Here is a 20,350-nt window from a genome sequence, read left to right on the forward strand (position 1 = left end):
GATTCTCCCGACAGAGTGGCAGGCTGAAGTCAGTAACACTCATCGCTCACCAGAGTCGCAGGCAATGCCGCACCGGTGGGCGATGAGTCATGATGGGCCCTCATAACGCGCTTGTCACCTCTACGATGGACGAATGCTTCGCTCTATCGACTACTCCGGACTGATCGATCCGATGAACCCGCAGGCGGTTTCCGAGTTTAGAGCTGTACGTCGCGATCACTTTGGCTACTCTCAGTTTGGCGACACCGCCAAACTACTGCTCGTCGCCGGCGTCGGCGTGCTGGTCGTTCTGATCGCCAGTGTTCCGCTCTCGGCTGGCATCGGCAGCATTCTCGGTGCTGCATTCTTGGGCAGCGATCTGAACGATGCGTTTCCTTTATTGTTTATCGGGCTGGCCCTCCTCGTGATCGCTGGCAGCGGGATCTACGTCGGTGTTCGTTTCGTTCGTCGCAATGGAAGTCCGTGGCAACGGTTTTACCGAATGAGCAGGTTCGCCGAGGCAAACAATCTGAGCTTTGCGCCACTCGAAACGAAAATTAGCTACCCAGGGCTCATCTTCGGCGAGGGTGGGGCTCGCGCGATTCGCAACCGTTTTCAGAGCGCAAGCGGCCGCGGTCTCGACTATGGAAACTACGAGTACACCACTGGCTCTGGAAAGAACAGGCGAACCCATAACTGGGGTTATCTTGCGCTGCAACTCGACCGGGCTCTTCCCCACATGGTGTTGGATGCTCGTGCGAATAACCAGCTCTTTGGGATCAGTAACCTGCCTCTAACTTTCAGCAAGAATCAAGTGCTGAAGCTCGAGGGCGACTTCAATTCTCATTTCACCCTCTACTGCCCCGAGCAGTACGAACGTGATGCCTTGTATGTCTTCACGCCTGACCTCATGGCGCTACTCATTGATCATGCAGCACCATTCGATGTCGAAGTCATCGACAAGTGGCTATTGGTGTATTCCCCAAAACCCTTCGATCTGGTCGACCCAGCGCAGCACCGGCGCCTCTTGGGCATAGCGGACACCGTGGGTTCCAAGACTCTTCGTCAATCCCGCAATTATGCCGATGAACAGATCGGTGATCCTTTAGTGAACCTGATCGCACCACGGGGGCAAAGACTCAAAACTAGAACTTCGACGTTGGCAATCGTGGTTTTTTCCGGAGGCATCGTGGCCTGGGTGGCCGTGCAATTCTTCCTGGATTCGTTCAACTAGCTTGTGAACCTACTCGCAGACGTTCACGTTTCATTCTGACGCTAGCTGCGGGTGGGCTGCTTCGTGCCCATGAGTGCGTGGCGTGCTTCCACGATCGCCCCGAGCAATACGGCCTCATCAGCGATTGCACCAATCTGATCTCGCCCTGTGATGATTCGCTGGCGCGCGAACGCAAGCCTGGTGGCCTCCTGAATGTAGACCTTCATCGTTGAACGTTTGTTGTTTTTTGCAGCCCACGCCAGAGCCTGCCGCCGCCCCTGTGCCGTCGCGAGAACCGCCACTTCATCCTGGTTGAACCAACCGGCATTCGCGTACTCGGCAAGGCGCTCGAATGTCATTCGCGCTTCTTGACGACGCAAGTACACGACAATGATGATCGCAATCACGAAGAGGGGAAACTGCACAATGGCGTAGTACCCGAAAAAATCATTCACAAAGAAAAGTGCGCCGTTCCACAGAGAGTGAAGGGCGATGGCGATAGCAAGACCGGTCGCGAAAATACCGACACTGCGTGCGGCGCTCTGGGAACGCACAGCAAAGCCCAACGCTACTCCCGTGCACGCCGTGAACATCACGTGCGCAAACGGTGACATAAGACCGCGAACGAGGAAGAGTTGCAGGATGCCTGCCCCGTCACTTTCGAAGCTCGCCAGTTCACTTCCGAAGTACAGGATGTTCTCGGTGAAGGCAAAGCCTCCGGCCACCCACGCCGCATAAACGAGACCGTCGACCGGTCCGTCAAAGTGACGGCGCGCTACCCAGAAAATCACCAAGATTCCGAGGGCTTTTCCTGCCTCCTCGACGACAGGAGCTTGAATCGCTGCGGAGAAGAATTCGTAGGCTGGACCAGGGCCTCCTAGCGCGCTGATGACGTTATCAATTTGTCCACCAATGATGAGGGTGAGAAGCACTGCGACCCCTGCGCCCCAAAGAAACGCGAATACAACAGCAAGTCGTGGCTCGGGTTCCCAGCGATCAATCCAGCGGACAGCGAAAAACACCACGGCGAGCGGAACAATCGCGAGAATTCCACCGATTGCGAATGCGTCGGTGCCGATGCCCGAGATCACATAGACGATTACAAAGAGCAAAACGAACGCGAGCGCGACTACGCCAAGAATGCCCAGGATCATCAGCCCAGGCCCTCGGGGCTGAGGTGTGTGAAGCGGCATCTGGTGCGACTTGGCACCGTGAGCAACTTCGGGAGACGCCGCTGTCGGCGCCGGTGCTGACCGCCCTGACGAGGCCGTGAGATCTGGAGTCGCAGAAGAATATTCGCTCGCGGTCATGACTACGAGACTAGCGTGCAGCTAGCGCGACCCTGAGTACGGCTACTCGGCCTCTTGTTGCTCGCGCAAGATACTAAGGGCTCGCGCTACTCGATCCCCCAGCCCCGCAACCCGCTTCTTGGATGAGCGCTCAGCTTCCACAATCAAGCTCATGAGTTCACCCCGGTACACGTCTTGAGTCGAACGAACGGATACGGCAAGAGCTAACGATGCCCGTGCCGCTAAGGCTCCAACGCTGACGCTGGCGACGGCCGCCGCAATTGCTAGCGCGAGCACAAAGGGCTCAGAGGTTTCTTGCGCCATTTCGACTGCTGCCGCGACGACAAACGCGATCGAGATAAGCGGACCGATCAATCGATGCGGCGTGCGCACGCCTAGCCTGACGACGGCCGCGGTCGTCGTTGAGTCTGCGTTCACGCGACCATGCACGGAACTGTCAATGGCCGCAACTCGAGCGCGAAACTCGTCAACTTGGTCTTGATGGATGCGAAGACCTGTCGACTCGATAAGTTCGTCGCGCACGAGGCGGTAGCTATCCGCCGGTGGGCGCACGACCACGACGGCGATGATCGCGACGATCGCGACTGCGATCGCGACTGTGCCGAGCGCAATGAGAATCGCTGCCGGCGCTTGAGTTGGTTCCGCGAAGAAAAGTCGAGTGCTCCAGTCGGCAGCAATCGTCATGGCGACAATACCCAGACCGGCAGTCGGGACCGTCCACGCGATGGGATGAAGCCGAAGTCGCGTGCGCACACCTCTGGCAAGTCGCAGGTGGTCGAAGCGCGCGGTCGCGTAGTCAGCGATCTGTGCCGAGAACGAGATGAGCCAGAGCGCTGCGAGTACGGTGAGGGCTGTCCAGGAAGATTCCACGGTGCGACTGTAGTCGCTTCGTCTCGCTCAGCGTGCTTTCGAGAACGACTGTCGCGCAGATCGGTCGCCGCGGTGATGTCCGAATTCCGCTGGTCAGCACTGGCTGAGAGTGAGAGTCTTAACCCATGCCCTCCCCCACGCTCAGCTTCGACGAACAGTACCGCGCCCTCTGCTCGCGTGACGCTCGATTCGACGGGCAGTTCATTGCCGGGGTGCACTCCACAGGAATCTACTGCCGCCCCAGCTGCCCCGCTGTCGCCCCGAAGCCTCGCAACGTGCGCTTCTACCGCACAGCCGCAGCTGCCCACGAAGCAGGGCTCCGCGCCTGTAAACGCTGTCAGCCAGACGCCGTTCCTGGTTCGCCCGAGTGGAACCTCAACGATGATCTTGCGTCTCGCGCCATGCGTCTCATTGCCGACGGCGTGGTCGAGCGAGATGGCGTGGAGGGGCTTTCGACACGCCTCGGCTACACGAGTCGCCACCTCACCCGCGTATTGACTGCAGAACTCGGTGCCGGCCCGCTCGCCCTTGCACGGGCTCACCGGGCCCAGGCTGCACGCACCCTGCTCGGCGCGACCGAACTCAGCATCTCTGATGTTGCCTTTGCCGCCGGTTTTTCCAGCATCCGCCAGTTCAACGACACGATTCAAGCCGTGTACGAAACGACACCAAGCCAGCTTCGGCTACTCTCGCGCCGTGGGGCGGCGGCCCATCCCCACGAGGCACACGAACGGCCGTCGGCCCTGACTCTTCGCCTGCCCACTCGTGCGCCGTTCGACGGTGCTGGCCTCATGTCGTTCTTCGCGAACCATTCCGTCGCGGGGATCGAGAAGGCCACCGAAACCAGCCTTGAACGCGCCATCCGTCTGCCCGGCGGTGTCGCTCGTGTGCGATTAGAGCTCAGAGATCACGGCATCATGTGCACGGCGCAATTGGCTCGAATTTCGGATGTCGCGCCGCTAGTGGCACGAGTGCGTCGTCTGTTCGATCTCGACGCTGATTCGCTCGCCATCGACCGAGCGCTGAGTGCGGACCCCGCCCTCGCTGGATCGGTGGCACGGGTTCCGGGAATGCGTCTTCCGGGGAGCGTCGATACAGAAGAGACCCTGTTCCGCACTCTTATTGGCCAACAAATCTCCGTGGCTGCGGCCCGCACGGTTCATGCTCGGCTCACGAGGGAACTCGGTAGCGATGGACTGTTTCCCACAGCAGCTGTGCTCGCGGAATCCGGAGCCGACGTTCTGCGCGGCCCCCAGACTCGTATCGCTAGCATTGTGGGCGTCGCTAAAGCCATCGCTAGTGGCGAGCTCGATCTTGACGTATCGACCCCTGTCGACGAATTCACAGCAAAACTTGTCGCGATGCCCGGAATAGGTCCGTGGACCGCCGGTTACATGGCTATGCGGGTACTAGGAAACTCAGACATCATGCTCAGCAGTGATCTTGTTGTGCGCCAAGGTGCTGAAGAACTAGGGCTCCCCGCGCGCGCGTCAGCGCTCACGCAGTACTCGAGCCAATGGGCGCCGTGGCGCAGCTATGCGTGCATGCATCTGTGGCGATCACGGCCAACTCGGGTGGAGCACAAGCCGACGTCACCGTAGGGTGGACTCATGAACGCAAGACTCTTGATTCTCGGTTTCGGTATCGCTGTCGGTTACGTTGTTGGCGCACGCGCAGGGCGTGAACGCTACGACCAGATGAAGGGCAAAGCCACCGAAGTGTGGGAGAGCCCGCGAGTGTCGAAAGCGCGCACTTCTGTTGAAGATTATGCACGCACTCAAGCTCCGATCCTGCGCGATCGGGCCGAAGCCGTCGTGAAGGCGACTCCGGGGTTTGTCACCGAGACGGCAAAGGATGTTGCCGAGAATGCTCGTGACCTTGCCGGTTCTGCTCGCGAGACCGCGAAAGAACTCGCGGAGTCGGCAAGCGGTACCGCTAAGAGAATCGCCGGAAACGCTCGCGAGTCCGCGAAAGAACTTACCGATCGGGCATCAGAGACTGCTCGTGGTGCCGTCGGTCGTGTTACCGAAACCGCAGACGATGTTCGCGACAACGCAACGAAGACTGCATCTGAATTGCGCGAACGTGGCGAGACCGCAATTGATCGCGCTTTCCTCAGTGCTGGCAAAGCACGTGACGAAGCACTCGCCACTCTCGATGACGATGACGATGACGATGACGACGCTACAGAGAACGGTGTAGATACCGCACAGAAGTAGCACGGTGCGCGCGAGTACCTACCGTTAACGTAAGAAGACGCCGAGTTCCTCACTAGGAGGAGCACGGCGTCTTCTGCGTTAGTGCGTGATTATTCTTCTTCGGCCAGCCACGGAAGCGTTATCGCTGCGGTCATGGGCGAAACACCGCTGAGTCGTTCCGGAGTGAGTACACGCGCGACGTCCTCTTCCTTCATGAGGCCGGCAGAGACCACGAGTTGCGCGATCGAGGCATTGGTTGTCAATGCTGTGTGCGCCAGTGTTGCCGCAGCGGCGTAGCCGATATATGGGGTGAGTGCCGTAACAACACCAACACTCGACTCGACCTGGGCTGCGAGACGTTCTTCATTGGCGGTGATGCCATCAATGCAGTTTTCGCGCAACGTGCGGCACGCGTTTGTCATCCAAGCGAGCGATTGGAGAAGTGAGTGCGCGATGACAGGCTCGAAGGCGTTGAGCTGCAATTGGCCGGCTTCAGCCGCAGCCGTGACCGTGGCATCCGCTCCGATGACGCTGAACGCCACTTGGTTGACAACTTCCGGGATAACTGGGTTTACCTTGCCCGGCATGATTGACGAGCCTGCCTGCTTGGCCGGGAGGTTGATCTCGCCGAATCCGGCCTGCGGGCCGCTAGACAGCAAACGGAGATCGTTGCAAATCTTTGACAGCTTGACAGCAGAGCGCTTCAGAATTCCGCTCAGGGACATGAAAATTCCGACGTCACTGGTCGCTTCGATCAGATCGAACGCCGTTTTCATTTCAATTCCGGTGGCATCTGTCAGGTGCCGACGCACAGCTTCCGCATAGCGAGAGTCGGCAGTAATACCGGTGCCGATTGCCGTGGCCCCCATGTTGATCTCGCTCATGAATGGCATGACATCGGTGAGCCGAGCGTGGTCTTCTTCGAGAGTGTGCGAGAAACCAGTGAACTCTTGGCCCAGCGTCATCGGAACCGCGTCTTGCATCTGCGTTCGACCGATTTTGAGGATACTGACGAACTCACGGCCCTTCGCCGCAAAGGAATTGGACAGCAACTCGTGCTCGGCGAGCAGTCGCTGCACGCCAAACACCATCGCGAGCTTGATCGCTGTCGGGTACACGTCGTTCGTGCTCTGGCTGCGGTTCACATCGTCAATAGGATGAAGGAACGAGTACTCGCCCTTCTGGTGGCCAAGAATCTCGAGCGCCCGGTTGGCAATGACCTCATTGGCGTTCATGTTGGTTGAGGTGCCAGCCCCACCCTGGATGACACCGACACAGAACTCTGCGTGCAGCGCGCCATCGAGAATCTCTTGGCAAGCGGCGTCAATCGCCTGTGCTTTCTTGGACTCAATTACACCCAAATCAGCGTTAGCGCGAGCCGCCGCTTGTTTGATATGCGCCAAGGCGCGCACGAGGTCAGGATAAACGGAAATCGCACGTCTCGTTATCGGAAAATTCTTCATCGCTCGAAGAGTGTGAACTCCCCAATAAGCATCTGCCGGAATTTCTAAAGAACCGAGAGAGTCGGATTCAATTCGGGTAGCGGTACTCTGCGAAACGTCGTTGCTCAACTGGTAGTTCTCATCTCCGTTGACGGTCGGCGCGACGAAATCTGCGCGCCATTCACACGTCTCAGTCTACGCGTCACGCGACCTCACCACCGCGAGAAAGAGGAGACCAGAAGGTCAATTCTTAACGCGGCGTTATTCGGTTATCGCGTCACGAAGCAGCGCCGAAAGAGCCTGCAGCTGAATGTTGGATTCGGCAACAACGTCGACATCCGAACCATCGAGTGCCCGTGCTGCAAGACCCGCTTTGCTATCAATGAGTTCAGCAATTCGCGCGTCGATGGTGTGGGCGGCAATGATTCGCCACGCTGTAACGGGAAGTTCCTGCCCGATGCGGTGCACGCGGTCGATGGCCTGAGTTTGCTCCGCGTTTGTCCAGCTGAGTTCTGCAAGCACGACGTTGGACGCTGCTTGCAAGTTCAGCCCGACTCCGGCGGCAGTCAGCGACGCGACAACAACGGAGATCTCAGGATCGTTGGCAAAGGAGTCAATCGCATTCTGACGTGCCTTGGCGCTTTGGTCGCCCCGAATCGAGACTGATTTGAGGCCGACTTTAGCGAAATGGGCTTCAGCGGTATCCATCACGTCAATGTGCTTGGCGAAGAACACCACCTTGCCGACGGAACGCGCCAACTGAGCCGTGTAATCGGCGGCCAGCGTCGCTTTGGCTTGACCGATCCGCCGAACCATCGTGAAGACGTTCTCACCGGTGGTCGCGCTTTTGGACTCTTCGAGCTCAGCATGGGCAACCACCCGAATGAGGTCTTCGACGGCAACGTCAGGCTTGAGATTGCGCACTCGAGTGAACCGGTCGAGGAGGCGCGCTGTCAGTGCTTGCTCGGCGGCCCGGATCGAGCGACCGAGGTCGTCATCGAGTTCAACCGGGATGTCAGCGATACGGCGTGCAGGAATGTCGGCAGCGACATCCACTTTCTTGCGGCGCACGATTCCCATCTCGATCACGGCCCGCCGAGCTTCGGAAAAGAAGCCGGGGTCTGCCGGGGTGAGGTCGGAATCTTCGAGCTTGGCCATGAGCGGGGCGAGCGGCTTCGTGCCGTCGATCCACCCCAAGTACTGCCAGATTGCGCGGAAATCTTCAATCGAGTTAATGAGGGGCGTTCCGGTGAGCGCCATCATAAGCGCTTTAGGGTACGTGGCACGGATGCTGCGCGACAAGCTCAGCACGTGCTTCGACCGTTCAGATTTGAGGTTCTTAATGAAGTGGGCTTCATCGACAACCATGCCTTTGAACCCGAAACGACCAAGCCACCCGACGTGGCGGTCGAGCACTTCATAGTTGACGATAACGACGTCGCTAAACGCGTCGACAGTGTCACCGTCTCCGTGCACCACCGTTGCAGTGCGGCCGGGGGTCCACAACTCAACTTCGCGTTCCCAGTTCGTCTTCACCACGTTGGGCACGACGACGAGGAGCGGATACGAGTTCGAGGCTTCTGCTGCCATTAGAGCCTGGGCAGTCTTGCCAAGCCCCGGCTCATCTGCGAGCAGGAAAGTGCGCTGCCCCTGTTTGACAACTTCAACGAAGCGAGCCTGGTGGCGCATCAGGTCTAGTTTTCCCCTGGTGTGAAGTGATGCTGCCTCTGGCAGATCCATCGAGGCACCACCTCCACCGGAACCGTGCTCGAAGGCACGGAACAGAGGGTCAATAAGTTCCCAGTTGGCGAGGCGGTTGCCATGCTCAGGCTTCGCCGCTACGGCGCTGAAATCAGGTGCCAAAAATGGGTTAGCCATCTGCATCTGGCGAACTGACGCAGGAACTACCTGCTTCTCTACTTGCTTGTCGACCGGCTTGGGCTCGGCCGAAATAATCAGCTCTTCTGGACTCAGCTCCACACCAGCGGCGAGAAGCAGGTCACGACGGAGCGCTTGTGCGGCAGCCGTTATCGGCGCGGCCTCCCCCAACATCGAGAGCAGGCTGGTGTCACGAGCAGCAGTTTTTGCCAGAATGCCGGCGAGCCCATCGAGTCGCTTTTGTTCATTGGCACGTTCAGATTCCGTCAACGTCGCGTCAACTTTGACGCGAGCGCGTTCTTCGCGCAGCAATAGCGCGGCGACTTGAAAGCGGGCACGGTTCGCTGGCTTGAGCGGACCCTTCTGCACGGCAGTTTCGACCTCACGCGCAGCGCGCGCCAGAACAGGGATTACCCCCGTGTCGTCACCAGGTCGCGTACGTCTACGTTGCGTGCCGCCCTGTCGCTGCCCCGAATTCTTGGGTCGCTTATTGCGCTGCGAGGGATCGGTCTTTGACGGATTGGTCAATTATTCTCCTGGCGCTAGGCATACGGCTCAGTCACGCGGATCGAAGACTCAAAGACGTTGACACGAATGGGACTTTAGCTGAGTGGCAACATCTACTCGAGTGAGCCAGACCCAACTGCGGTGCGATTGGTGGTCTCAAGGGATGCGTTACCAGTGTACGCAAAAATCAGCGACAGTGCGCTACTTGAGCGAATTAACCTCGACTTGTGGAGTCAACTACCCGCACGAAGACACCGACAACGATGAAAATCAGAGCCGCGCCGTAGTGCAGTCCTGCGAATAACTGAGTATCGGCGATCGCAATCGGAAATACTGGATTCCACAGGATCGCTATCGGAACCAGCCCGATAGCCCACCACCACTGGCGCGCTTGCGCAACAAGTACAACGCAAATGAGCGCCAAGATGCTCACAACGTAGCGAACGACAGTGAAAATCTCCGTATCGATAATGGCTGCGCCAACGAGCAGCGCCAACACTGCGACTATCGCCGCCGGAAGAACTACTCGGCGCGGTCGGTTGGGATACGTTGCACTCACTCGTTCGAATATACCCGCCACATCGAGAGCAAGTGAACGTGAGCGTGGCGGCTACACCCCGGCCAACAGCAACGCTGTCGCAGAAGTGCACCGGTGACAAGAAACGAGCCCTGCCATCTGCTCGCTAGAGTCGACGTATGAAGAGTGCACTGGCTATCGAACATTTGCAAGAGCTCGTGCGAATCCCCACGGTTTCTCGCGAAAACGCCGAAACCACAGAATGGCCCGAATTCACTCGCTTCGCTCAAGCGCTCCGCAAACTTTATCCGCTGTGCCACAGCCGTCTCGAACGTGAAACTGTGCTCGAACATTCGTTAGTGTTTCGCTGGCGCGGTCGATCGTCGACCGAACCTTCCGTGTTGTTAGCCCACTATGACGTCGTCGCAGCATCCGCTGAAGGTTGGAAACGTCCGCCGTTCGCGGCAGAGCTGAGCGGCAAGGGAGAAGATCAGCTCATTTGGGGCCGCGGCACGCTCGATAACAAGGGTTCTCTGGTCGCAATCCTTGAAGCGGTTGAGTCGCAACTCGAAGAAGGCCTTGTTCCTTCTCAAGATATCTATCTGTGCTTTGGACACGACGAGGAAACTCACGGCACCGGCGCCTCGGCGATTGTGGATTTACTTCAGTCTCGCGGCGTTAAACCTGTCTTGGTCTTAGACGAAGGAGGAGCCATCGTCGACGATGTCTTCGACCAGGTGGATGCCCCCATGGCCGTAGTCGGAGTTGCGGAGAAAGGCACGGCAACTCTGCGACTCACAGTTGATCAATCAGGCGGACACGCCTCTACTCCGCCACGGATGCCCGCATCCGTTCGGCTTGCACAAGCGATCGTCCGCCTGAATTCGCGTCCCTTCGCCGCGCATCTCACCTCAACCGGTGCCGACCTGCTGCGCACTCTCGGTGAGCATGCTGGGGGTGTCACCGGCTACCTACTGCGCAACGTGTCGTGGACGAGCCCAGTACTGCTGCCAATTTTGGTGCGCAAGAGCGACGAACTCGCCGCAATGCTGCGGACCACGCAGGCGGTGACCATGCTCGACGGCGGTCACGCCGTGAACGCGATGCCGGAACGCGTAAGCGCCACCATCAACGTTCGGATCGCGGTTAACTCCACTTTGGACGCAACGGTGGCGCACGTGACTCGCGCTATCAAGGACAAGCGAGTCCGGATTACCGTGGAATCCCCTGGCGAACCTTCCCCCGTGTCACCCACCACGGGCCTCGCGTGGGAACTGCTTCGATCGACCATCGAGAAAAGCTTCCCGGGAACCATCGTCACTCCGTACGTGCAAAACGGGGCCACTGACAGCCGCCATTTCACTCGGATCAGCAAGGGCGTCTACCGGTTCACCCCTTTTGCTATGGCCCGTAACGTTCGCGACACCCTTCACGCGCGAAACGAACGGATGCTCATCAGTAGTTACCTGAATGGAATTGAGTTCTATCGCGCACTTATCTCGTCGCTGTAGCTGATCGCGTTCGCACGCAACTGCTCTAGCGTGACTAGCGGACGCCCGTCGCCAAGGGTAAATCGTCGGTCTCAGTGAATTCGCGTGCGATCCATTGCCCTAACTCGGCCGGCCTATCAGTGACAATCCCATCGACTCCCAGCGATACGGCATCCGACCACGTTTCTGAATCGTTGAGGGTATAAATGAGGATGCCGAGCCCGGCAGCATGAACGAGTTCAACAAGTTCGGGGTTGCGCGTGATCGCCTTCTTGCTCGTGACTAGCGCCACGGCTCCTGATGCCACGGCAAGTGCGCTGGGATCACCGACGATGTCCCGCACAATCAGCATCCCGGGAATCTCGGGATTTACGCGCTGCAGAGCTTGGAGCGTCATGATGTCGAAACTGCCGATGATGACGTGATCGTTAACTCCGTGACGGGCGATGAGTTCTGAGACCAGCGTGACTTGTTCGTCGGTCCACGAACCTTTCAACTCGAGGATCGCATTTTTGGTCGACCACCGCAGCAAGTTCAAAAACTCTTCCAGCGACGGCACGGTAGCCCCCGCAAACTCCTCGCCGAACCACGACCCGGCGTCGAGTTCGGAGAGTTCCTGATAGCTGTATTGCCACACCGGACCGGTACCGTTTGTGGTTCGGTCAACCGTCCAGTCGTGCATCAGCACCGGAACACCATCGTTCGTCAGCTGCACATCGGTTTCTACGTAGTCTGCGGCGCTGTTGAGTGCCTGCCCGAGGGCTTCCAGCGTGTTTTCGGGAGCAACTGTCTTGTCTCCGCGGTGCCCCGCGATGAAAGCTGCCTCTCCCGGAGAACGAAGCGAGGCGAAAGCGCCGGCTGCATGCACGCGAGTGACGTTTGCGTTGAGCACGAGCACGAGGGTGAGCGCTGTAACGATTGCTGCCGCTAGAGCAGCCCTGCGTGCGCGCTGGTCACGGTATGCGGGTGCCGGGTTCTGCGATGTCACCATTGACTCGCCATCCTTTGTCGGGTTGCCGTACGTTCACGGTGCCCCCACTATAGCGAGTCTGTTATCAATCCGTTACCTGCTGGCGAGATTCTTTTGCGCGTGTCTCGATTGCGGCCCTCAACGGAATCGACGGAACCGCACCGTGATTCTCCACAGAGATGGATGCCGCGGCAACCGCGAATCGCAAAGCGTCATCCGCCGACATTCCCTCGATAACGCCCGCCGCAAAAGCCCCACAGAAAGTATCGCCAGCACCAGTCGCATCAACCGCCGTTACGCGATGAGCCGGCACGAGCACCTCAGCGGAACCCACTCGGTGCAATGACGCGCCCTTCGAGCCCAAGGTAACAATCACCGTCGGAACGAGTGCGAGCAGCCGCTGCCCTAGCCCCTCGAGCTCAGGGGCTACATCGTTATCGCGAGCCAAGTCGGCCGCCTCATGCTCATTCACAATCAGCACATCGAGAGCATCGAGCAACACCCGCGGCAGCTCCTGGATGGGAGCAGCGTTGAGAATGACGAGAGTTTCCGCTGCCTGAGCAACACGCGCTGCCTCAACGACAGTCTTGAGCGGAATCTCCAGCTGCATCACTAAAGCCGACGCAGCACTGATCGCTGCGGCATCCGCGCTGGTAAGCACAGTGACTTCACTGTTTGCTCCTGGCTCGACAATGATGGTGTTCTCGCCAGTGCCATCGACGGCGATTAATGCCGTGCCCGTTGGCTTGTGTGAGGTGCGCAACTGGGTAACATCGATGGAATCGGCGGTCAGCCCCGCCCGCACCATCTCGCCAAAATTATCGGCTCCAACCGCGCCGACGAAGCACGTTTTAGCGCCCGCACGAGCTGCAGCAACGGCTTGATTCTGGCCTTTGCCGCCCAACGCCGTGCTCACCCCGTGTGAAAGGACGGTTTCACCGGGCGACGGGATGCGATCCACGCTAAAGACTTGATCGATATTTGCGCTACCGACAACGACAATTCCAGACATCCGTCAAAAGTAGCGCACTACTAACGATCCCGACTTATTCTTGCTCCGCTGAGTCTGTTTCTGCCGCCGCCACAATCCGGTTGACCATCCCACTGAAAATCACTCCGTGAAAGGGCAGAATCGCCAGCCAATACAGTCGCCCACCTAATCCACTCGGAAAGAACACCGCGCGCTGGCGGTAGAGCGAACCGCCATCACCATCGTCATCCACGGTCAACTCAAGCCACGCCCGCCCTGGAAGCTTCATTTCGGCACGCAATCGGAGGCTGTGCCCACGATCGATGCTCTCAACTCTCCAGAAATCCAGAGCATCACCGGTGTTCAAAGAGCTCGGATGACGACGTCCGCGTCGAAGACCAACCCCGCCAACGAGCTTGTCGAGCCAGCCGCGCATCGCCCACGCCAGCGGAAAGGAATACCAGCCATTCTCGCCACCAATGCCCTCGACCACTGCCCAGAGCGCAGCAGGAGCCGCCGACGTGCGCCGCTCGCGAAGATCAGTAAAGACAGTGTGGCCTGTCCATTCGGGGTCGCTCGGGATCGGATCACTTGGCGCTCCAGCCACGGTGGCATCTTGCCAACTTGTTTCAATCTCGCCATCGCGCATTTTGACGAGCGCCAAGCGCACCGAGGCCCGATAGCCAGTCAACCCGCCATCGGGCTCGGGAATGTATTCCGAAATCGATCGATCACGAACGACGCAGTCAAACTGCAACGACTCGATAATCGGCACCGCGAGAAGTCGCGGAATCGGAGTAACCAGATTGACCCACTGAGACGCAAGCCACGGCGTCAATACGGGCAGAGACGCGATCGGTCGCTGGTGCAGGCCAGCTTCGAGAGCGTAGCCGTTCATCATCTGGCCATAGCGGAGCACATCAGGGCCGCCAATGTCGAAGCTGCGATTTAGGTCTTCGTCTAGAGCCAGCGCCGAGACAAGGTAGTAAAGAACATCACGCACCGCGATGGGCTGAATGAAATTGCGCACCCATTGGGGTGCAGGCATATAGGGCAGCACTTCGGTGAGGTGGCGGATCATCTCGAACGATGCCGAACCAGAGCCGATGACGACACCGGCATTGAAAGCGATAGTCGGCACCCCAGAATCGAGAAGAATGCGCCCCACCTCGGCACGGCTGCGTAGGTGACGACTGAGTTCACTGACGTCTCCTTCAGGGTGGAGACCACCCAAATAGACGATGCGCGAAACACCGGCCTGCTTTGCCGCCTTCGCGAGGTTCGTGGCTGATGCCCGCTCGGCCTTCTCGAAATCGCCCTTAGCCCCCATCGCGTGCACCAGATAGTAGAGAGCGTCAATCCCGACGACCGCATCGCTGAGCGTCGCCGCCTGAGTGAGATCACCGACAACCGTCTCAACATCATCGCGCCAGGGCACGTCCCGAAGCTTGCGCGGGTTGCGCACAAGAACACGGACGGTATGCCCCGCGTCGATCAGCCGAGGTACCAGTCGGCCACCCAAATATCCTGTTGCTCCAGTGACAAGAACGCGCATGACACGAGATTAGACAGCGGAACTGGGAAGCAGCACAAACGTCCGGTGGCGGCAGTGAGGCCGCCGTCGAGTGACCCTCAGCTCACCGTCGAGTTCGCCAGCGCCAGACGGCAAATCCTGCGGCCGCCCCCAGCAGCAGAATGCCGCAGAAGACAGACGTAATCAGCCAGCTCGGAGCCGAAGATTTGCTGTAGGCACTCGCCAGAATCGCGGAAGGCGACAGCGTAGACGGTGATCCGGTTTCGGCGTTTTCTGAATTTCTGGCAGAGGAGGAAGACGGTGCCAGCGTCGCACCGGGCGCTGCCTCGGCATGGCCGCTCGCCACCGGGGTCGCCGTTGCCGTGGGCGCCGGCGCCGTGGTTGCTGATGTTTCGGGAGCCGGGGCGGGAGCCTCTTCGGCGGCGGGGGCTTGTGCTGCTACGGGAGCCGCCGGCCCGGTGTTTCCGGCATAGTTAGCAAACACCTGCACACCCCAGGTCGTTCCGCCACTTTCGTAGAACGCAATGCCGACGTCGGTGAATGATCCCAGAATATTCGCCTTGTGACCCGGCGATTCCATCCAGCCAGTGTGCATCGTTTGCGCCGTTGGGTACCCCTGAGCCACATTCTCGCCAGCCTTATTCCAGCCCTGCGGGATCTGAGTCGAGTAGTTCGGATTATGGGCCATGGTGCTATTCGCGGCCATCTGTTTTGCCCAATTGAGCGCGACAGTATCCATCGCCGGATTGCGGATAAGCCCGCGCTGACCAGAATCCCATCTCGCTTGATTCACCAGAGAGTGAATCGTGTCAGCGGGGGCTGCACTTGCCGGCGCCGCTGTAGAGACAGGCAGCACAAATGCCGCGATGAGCAGGGCAAAAAGAGCGCTACTCACACGAGAAAGAGTGCGGCGTGAAAAATTCATTACCCAGCAAGTATCCGCAGATTCTCAGATTGGGCAACAGTCACGCCGCACTTCTCGGCTAAATCAGAGACTTCGTGTGCCAAACAGTCTTAGTTTCGGTCCACTGAACGATGCGTTCAACGGATGGTGCAGGAACTCCGACAACCGGCCCGGAGACGCGCTTAAGCGTGTCGGCAGCCGCGATCTGGAGATCAACCCACTCGAGCTGTTCCGCTCCAGCGAGATCGATACCGTTGACGTCCGCGTGACTGGCAAGCCACGGCGCGATCTCGGCCGGTGACCCCGTGAGGATGTTGACGACACCGCCGGGAACGTCGCTCGTCGCAAGAACTTCAGAGAGGCTGATCGCGCTGAGCGGTGCGCCCTGGTGAGCGATAACGACAACAGTGTTTCCGCTGACGAGCGCCGGAGCAATGACACTCACAAGGCCCAACAACGACGATGAATCCTGAGGCGCAACGATGGCGATAACGCCGCTGGGCTCTGGCGTGGAAAGGTTGAAGTACGGGCCAGACACGGGGTTTCCGTTTCCCGCCACCTGAACGTACTTGTCAGCCCAGCCGGCATACCAAACCCACGCATCGATGGCGGTGTCGACTTGGGTGGTCGCTGCCGGCTTTGAGAGCGCCTCTGTTGCCATTAGCTCGTCAATGAACTGCTCGCGACGACCCTCCAAGAGCTCTGCAATGCGGTAGAGCACTTGGCCGCGGTTGTAGCCAGTAGCACCCGACCAGCCGCTGACAGCAGCACGGGCGGCGACGACCGCATCCCGAGCGTCCTTACGGCTTGCCAGTGACGCGTTCGCGAGAAACACGCCCTTCTTGGTTGCTACCTCATAGGTGCGACCGCTCTCGCTGCGCGGGAACTTGCCACCGATGTAGAGCTTGTAGGTCTTAGGAACCGTGAGACGGGTCATTTCTTGCTACCTTTCGTGACGGCGGGCGCGGCCCATCCAGCGGATTCTAGGTAAGCGGCCAGTCCGTGACGGCCACCCTCGCGGCCGTAGCCACTCTCCTTGTAGCCGCCAAATGGCGACGCAGGATCGAAACGGTTGAACGTGTTAGCCCAGATGACGCCAGCACGCAGCTTGTCAGCGACCGCAAGTACGCGGGAGCCCTTCTCGCTCCAGATGCCCGCAGAAAGCCCGTAGGGCGTGTTGTTGGCCTTGGCGATGGCTTCTGCCGGGGTGCGGAACGTCAGCACGCTCAGTACTGGCCCGAAGACCTCTTCGCGAGCGATGCGACTTGAGGTCGACACGTTCGTGAAGATCGTCGGCGCGAACCAGAATCCGTTCTCGGGGATCGCACAGCCGGCGGTCCACCGCTCGGCACCTTCGGCTTCGCCGACATTGCTGAGTTCACGGATGCGGTCGAGCTGAGCTTTGGAGTTGATCGCGCCAATGTCAGTGTTCTTGTCGAGCGGGTCGCCCATGCGCAAGGTCGAGAGTCGCGCTTTGAGACGGTCAACAACTTCGTCGTGAACGTTCTCTTGAACCAGAAGACGCGAGCCTGCACAGCAGACGTGCCCCTGGTTGAAGAAAATGCCGTTGACGATGCCCTCAATGGCCTGATCCATGGGAGCGTCGTCGAAGACGATGTTGGCGTTCTTGCCGCCAAGCTCGAGCGTGACCTTCTTGCCGCTGCCCGCAATGGACTTGGCGATTGCACGACCAACACCGGTTGAGCCGGTGAAGGCAACCTTGTTAACGTCGGGGTGGTTGACGAGCGCGCTGCCCGTCTCCCCAGCACCCGTCACGATGTTGACAACGCCCTTGGGCAAGTCGGCCTGCTGCAAGATCTCAGCGAAAATCATTGCGCTCAGTGGAGTCGTCTCCGCTGGCTTGATCACGACGGTGTTGCCTGCGGCGAGCGCCGGAGCAATCTTCCACGCGAGCATGAGTAGCGGGAAGTTCCATGGGATTACCTGAGCAGCAACGCCAAGCGATTGCGGGTTCGGGCCGAGGCCGGCATAGTCGAGCTTGTCTGCCCAGCCGGCGTAGTAGAAGAACCACGCAGCGACGAGAGGTACGTCAACGTCGCGGCTCTCCTTGATCGGCTTTCCGTTGTCGAGGCTCTCAGCGACCGCAAGCTCACGAGCCCGCTCCTGCACGAGGCGCGCGATGCGGAAGAGGTACTTGCCGCGGTCTGCGCCAGAAAGCTTCGACCACGTGCGGTCGTACGCTTTGCGCGCTGCCGCAACAGCGACATCCACATCAGCGTTGTTGGCGTTGGAGATCGAGGCAATCTCTTTCTCGGTTGCGGGCGAAATGGTCGTGAACGCGTCTCCACGACCATCCACAAATTCACCATCGATGAAGAGACCGTAGTGCTTCTTCAGATGAAGAATCGAAGTCGATTCTGGGGCTGGCGCGTAGTCGAGAAAGCTTGGTGCTTTCGTCGTCAGAGCCTTGTTGTTTTCAGTCATGGTGTGCCTTAGTCGATCGTGACGTAGTCGGGGCCGGAGTAGTGGCCGGTGGTGAGCTTCTGACGCTGAAGAAGAACGTCATTGAGAAGACTGGATGCGCCGAAGCGGAACAAGTGCGGCTGAAGCCATTCTTCTCCGACTGTCTCAGCGACGGTGACGAGATACTTGATCGCGTCTTTGGACGTGCGGATGCCGCCAGCAGGCTTGACGCCAATCTTTTCTCCCGTGAGGAGGTGCCAGTCGCGCACAACCTCAAGCATGAGGAGAGTGACGGGTAGCGTGGCGGCCGGCGCGACTTTTCCGGTGGAGGTTTTGATGAAGTCTCCCCCAGCCAAGATCGCCAACCATGATGCTTTGCGCACGTTGTCGTAGGTGTTGAGCTCGCCGGTTTCGAGGATCACTTTGAGGTGAGCGTAGGTACCATCATCACGGCGGCACGCCTCTTTGACGGCAACGATTTGGTCGAAGACAACCCCGTACTTGCCAGACAGGAAGGCGCCACGGTCGATGACCATGTCGATTTCGTCTGCACCGTTGGCGACGGCTTCCTTGGTGTCCATGATCTTGATCGGCAACGATGAGCGACCACTCGGGAATGCCGTGGCAACAGCGGCAACGTTGATTCCGTTGTCTGAGCCGTTCGACCATGCCGAGCCAAGTGCATCTGCCGCGTAGGGAACCATGTCGCCATAGACGCAGACAGCAGCAACCCGTGGGGTCGAAGCATCCGAGGGGTCAGGCAGCATTGCTTTCGCTGCCAGGGAGCGCACCTTGCCTGGGGTGTCAGCGCCTTCAAGTGTCGTGAGGTCAATGAGCTTGATGATGGTATCGAGAGCCCACGCCTTTGACGTGGTCTTGATCGAGCGAGTGCCGAGACCGGCAGCACGCTGCTCGAGCCCAACTGCGTCGACGCCTGATAGCCCCTCAAGGTGAAGCTTGAGAGACTTTTCGGTCAGATCTGAACCGATGAGATTGACCGCGCGCTCAGCAGGAGCGAGCGCGATGGCCTGTTCGATTGTCATGTGGTTTCCTCCAGAAGGGCGTGGGCGGTGGCCTCATCGGTGACGATGACGGAACACAACCCACTCGTAACGACGGCGCGCGCGACGTCATGTTTAGCGTCGCCTGCGACGACAAAAATTGCGTGCTCTGCAGCACGGAGTTCATCAAGACCGATCCCTACCGTGCGCTCATCGAGCGCGGTGTCAACGATCTCGCCTTGGGCATCGATGTAGCGGCCGACAACATCTCCGACGGCACCTTGAGAAACAAGTTCATCGACATCCGCTTCAGTCAAGTAGCCACTGTCGACGTGCACGGAGCTTGCTCCGGCAACCCCGGCGCTATACAAATAGGCGGATGCCGAAGCACCGAGCGCTCGAACGCTCGCAACGGCGCGGTCACGTTCGATCGCACGTTTCGTTTCAACCTGTTCCAAGATTGCAGGGATCGGCAGCAGCGTTGCTTGACCGTGCCCTTTTTGTGCGATTGTGACGGCAGTCTGGGCAGCGGTGCCCTGCTTGCTGTTGAGGCTCACGCCACCGTTGATTTGGACGACCTGCACGCCAACGGTCCAGCCGGGAGCAAGGAGGCGGGCGACTTCGTCGAGCGTGCGGCCCCAGCTCACCCCGAGAGTTCGAGGAATGGGGCGCACTGCTGCGAGATAGTCTGCAGCGGCTTGAGCGACGCGAGGACTCACCTCTTCATCATCGGTTGGCAGCGGAACAACGACTGCATCCTTGAGCCCGAAGCGGTCTCGTAGTTGGCGTTCGACATCGAGTCGACGGGCACGAGGGTGAATGATCTCGATGCGTACGATTCCCACTTCACGAGCGCGCGTAAGGAGTCGACCGACCTTCCACCGAGTGATACCCAAGAGGGCACCTACCTCGTCTTGAGTCTTGTTCTCTTCGTAATAGAGCTCGGCAACACGCACAGCCAAGAGTTCGGTTGATTCATCCACTGTTGCCTCCTGTCGTCAACGATAGAGTCAGACACGCCAACTTGCAACATATGCGGGGACGTGTGCGCAGATGAGCAGCGCGCGCGAAGTGGTGATGCGCACATGTGCAGCAAACACCGTCAACCTGAATACCACTCGAACGCTCCTCTGGGTGTACTCG

17 protein-coding genes are annotated in these 20,350 nt (G+C 59.2%); 4 read left to right on the forward strand and 13 right to left on the reverse strand.

Annotated features, from left to right (window positions below; translation table 11 throughout):
• Positions 1 to 133 precede the first annotated feature (133 nt).
• Entirely contained in the window at positions 134 to 1,213 is a 1,080-nt protein-coding gene (locus FFT87_RS11340; protein ID WP_219948819.1) for a hypothetical protein, read from the forward strand.
• Positions 1,214 to 1,254: 41 nt separating this feature from the next.
• Here FFT87_RS11340 and FFT87_RS11345 read toward each other — a convergent pair whose 3' ends face one another.
• Positions 1,255 to 2,502, reverse strand: coding sequence for a PrsW family intramembrane metalloprotease (locus FFT87_RS11345; protein WP_219948820.1), 1,248 nt, complete (start codon positions 2,500 to 2,502; stop codon positions 1,255 to 1,257).
• A gap of 42 nt (positions 2,503 to 2,544) precedes the next feature.
• Positions 2,545 to 3,372 (reverse strand): hypothetical protein, encoded by an 828-nt coding sequence (locus FFT87_RS11350; RefSeq protein ID WP_219948821.1) that lies wholly within the window; start codon positions 3,370 to 3,372, stop codon positions 2,545 to 2,547.
• 125 nt (positions 3,373 to 3,497) lie between these two features.
• Between FFT87_RS11350 and FFT87_RS11355 the strand changes: the two genes are divergently transcribed.
• Together FFT87_RS11355 and FFT87_RS11360 are read left to right on the forward strand one after the other, a co-directional pair.
• The gene (locus FFT87_RS11355) at positions 3,498 to 4,973 is read left to right on the forward strand and encodes an AlkA N-terminal domain-containing protein (protein ID WP_219948822.1); all 1,476 of its coding nucleotides are present in this window, start codon (positions 3,498 to 3,500) and stop codon (positions 4,971 to 4,973) included.
• 9 nt (positions 4,974 to 4,982) lie between these two features.
• Positions 4,983 to 5,591 carry a protoporphyrinogen oxidase gene (locus FFT87_RS11360; RefSeq protein WP_219948823.1) on the forward strand — a complete coding sequence of 203 codons (609 nt, stop codon included), beginning with the start codon at positions 4,983 to 4,985 and terminating at the stop codon, positions 5,589 to 5,591.
• Positions 5,592 to 5,680: 89 nt separating this feature from the next.
• On the opposite strand, the gene FFT87_RS11365 is transcribed toward FFT87_RS11360, so the two are convergent.
• The 3 genes from FFT87_RS11365 to FFT87_RS11375 form a co-directional block, all read right to left on the reverse strand.
• Positions 5,681 to 7,141 (reverse strand): aspartate ammonia-lyase, encoded by a 1,461-nt coding sequence (locus FFT87_RS11365; protein WP_219948824.1) that lies wholly within the window; start codon positions 7,139 to 7,141, stop codon positions 5,681 to 5,683.
• A gap of 132 nt (positions 7,142 to 7,273) precedes the next feature.
• Positions 7,274 to 9,418, reverse strand: a complete 2,145-nt coding sequence (locus FFT87_RS11370; protein WP_219948825.1) for a DEAD/DEAH box helicase — start codon at positions 9,416 to 9,418, stop codon at positions 7,274 to 7,276.
• Between the two features lie 193 nt (positions 9,419 to 9,611).
• Positions 9,612 to 9,956 (reverse strand): DUF6804 family protein, encoded by a 345-nt coding sequence (locus FFT87_RS11375; protein WP_219948826.1) that lies wholly within the window; start codon positions 9,954 to 9,956, stop codon positions 9,612 to 9,614.
• Positions 9,957 to 10,093: 137 nt separating this feature from the next.
• Between FFT87_RS11375 and FFT87_RS11380 the strand changes: the two genes are divergently transcribed.
• The gene (locus FFT87_RS11380; protein ID WP_219948827.1) at positions 10,094 to 11,425 is read left to right on the forward strand and encodes a M20/M25/M40 family metallo-hydrolase; all 1,332 of its coding nucleotides are present in this window, start codon (positions 10,094 to 10,096) and stop codon (positions 11,423 to 11,425) included.
• 34 nt (positions 11,426 to 11,459) lie between these two features.
• On the opposite strand, the gene FFT87_RS11385 is transcribed toward FFT87_RS11380, so the two are convergent.
• From FFT87_RS11385 to FFT87_RS11420, 8 genes are all read right to left on the reverse strand, one after another.
• Positions 11,460 to 12,395 carry a glycerophosphodiester phosphodiesterase family protein gene (locus FFT87_RS11385; RefSeq protein ID WP_219948828.1) on the reverse strand — a complete coding sequence of 312 codons (936 nt, stop codon included), beginning with the start codon at positions 12,393 to 12,395 and terminating at the stop codon, positions 11,460 to 11,462.
• A gap of 64 nt (positions 12,396 to 12,459) precedes the next feature.
• On the reverse strand, positions 12,460 to 13,386 hold the full coding sequence (locus FFT87_RS11390) for a ribokinase (RefSeq protein ID WP_219948829.1): 927 nt from the start codon (positions 13,384 to 13,386) through the stop codon (positions 12,460 to 12,462).
• Between the two features lie 34 nt (positions 13,387 to 13,420).
• Positions 13,421 to 14,899: an SDR family oxidoreductase gene (locus tag FFT87_RS11395; RefSeq protein ID WP_219948830.1), complete on the reverse strand. Its 1,479-nt coding sequence runs from the start codon at positions 14,897 to 14,899 to the stop codon at positions 13,421 to 13,423.
• 82 nt (positions 14,900 to 14,981) lie between these two features.
• The gene (locus FFT87_RS11400) at positions 14,982 to 15,773 is read right to left on the reverse strand and encodes a CAP domain-containing protein (RefSeq protein ID WP_219948831.1); all 792 of its coding nucleotides are present in this window, start codon (positions 15,771 to 15,773) and stop codon (positions 14,982 to 14,984) included.
• Between the two features lie 88 nt (positions 15,774 to 15,861).
• Entirely contained in the window at positions 15,862 to 16,719 is an 858-nt protein-coding gene (locus FFT87_RS11405; protein WP_219948832.1) for an aldehyde dehydrogenase family protein, read from the reverse strand.
• Positions 16,716 to 18,227, reverse strand: coding sequence for an aldehyde dehydrogenase family protein (locus FFT87_RS11410; RefSeq protein ID WP_219948833.1), 1,512 nt, complete (start codon positions 18,225 to 18,227; stop codon positions 16,716 to 16,718). The genes FFT87_RS11405 and FFT87_RS11410 overlap by 4 nt, the downstream gene beginning before the upstream one ends.
• An 8-nt stretch (positions 18,228 to 18,235) precedes the next feature.
• On the reverse strand, positions 18,236 to 19,249 hold the full coding sequence (gene deoC, locus FFT87_RS11415) for a deoxyribose-phosphate aldolase (protein WP_219948834.1): 1,014 nt from the start codon (positions 19,247 to 19,249) through the stop codon (positions 18,236 to 18,238).
• Positions 19,246 to 20,190: a sugar-binding transcriptional regulator gene (locus FFT87_RS11420; protein ID WP_219948835.1), complete on the reverse strand. Its 945-nt coding sequence runs from the start codon at positions 20,188 to 20,190 to the stop codon at positions 19,246 to 19,248. Before FFT87_RS11420 ends, deoC begins: the two co-directional genes overlap by 4 nt.
• Positions 20,191 to 20,350: the final 160 nt, after the last annotated feature.

Source organism: Salinibacterium sp. M195, assembly GCF_019443965.1.
In the GTDB taxonomy this organism is placed as follows: domain Bacteria; phylum Actinomycetota; class Actinomycetes; order Actinomycetales; family Microbacteriaceae; genus Rhodoglobus.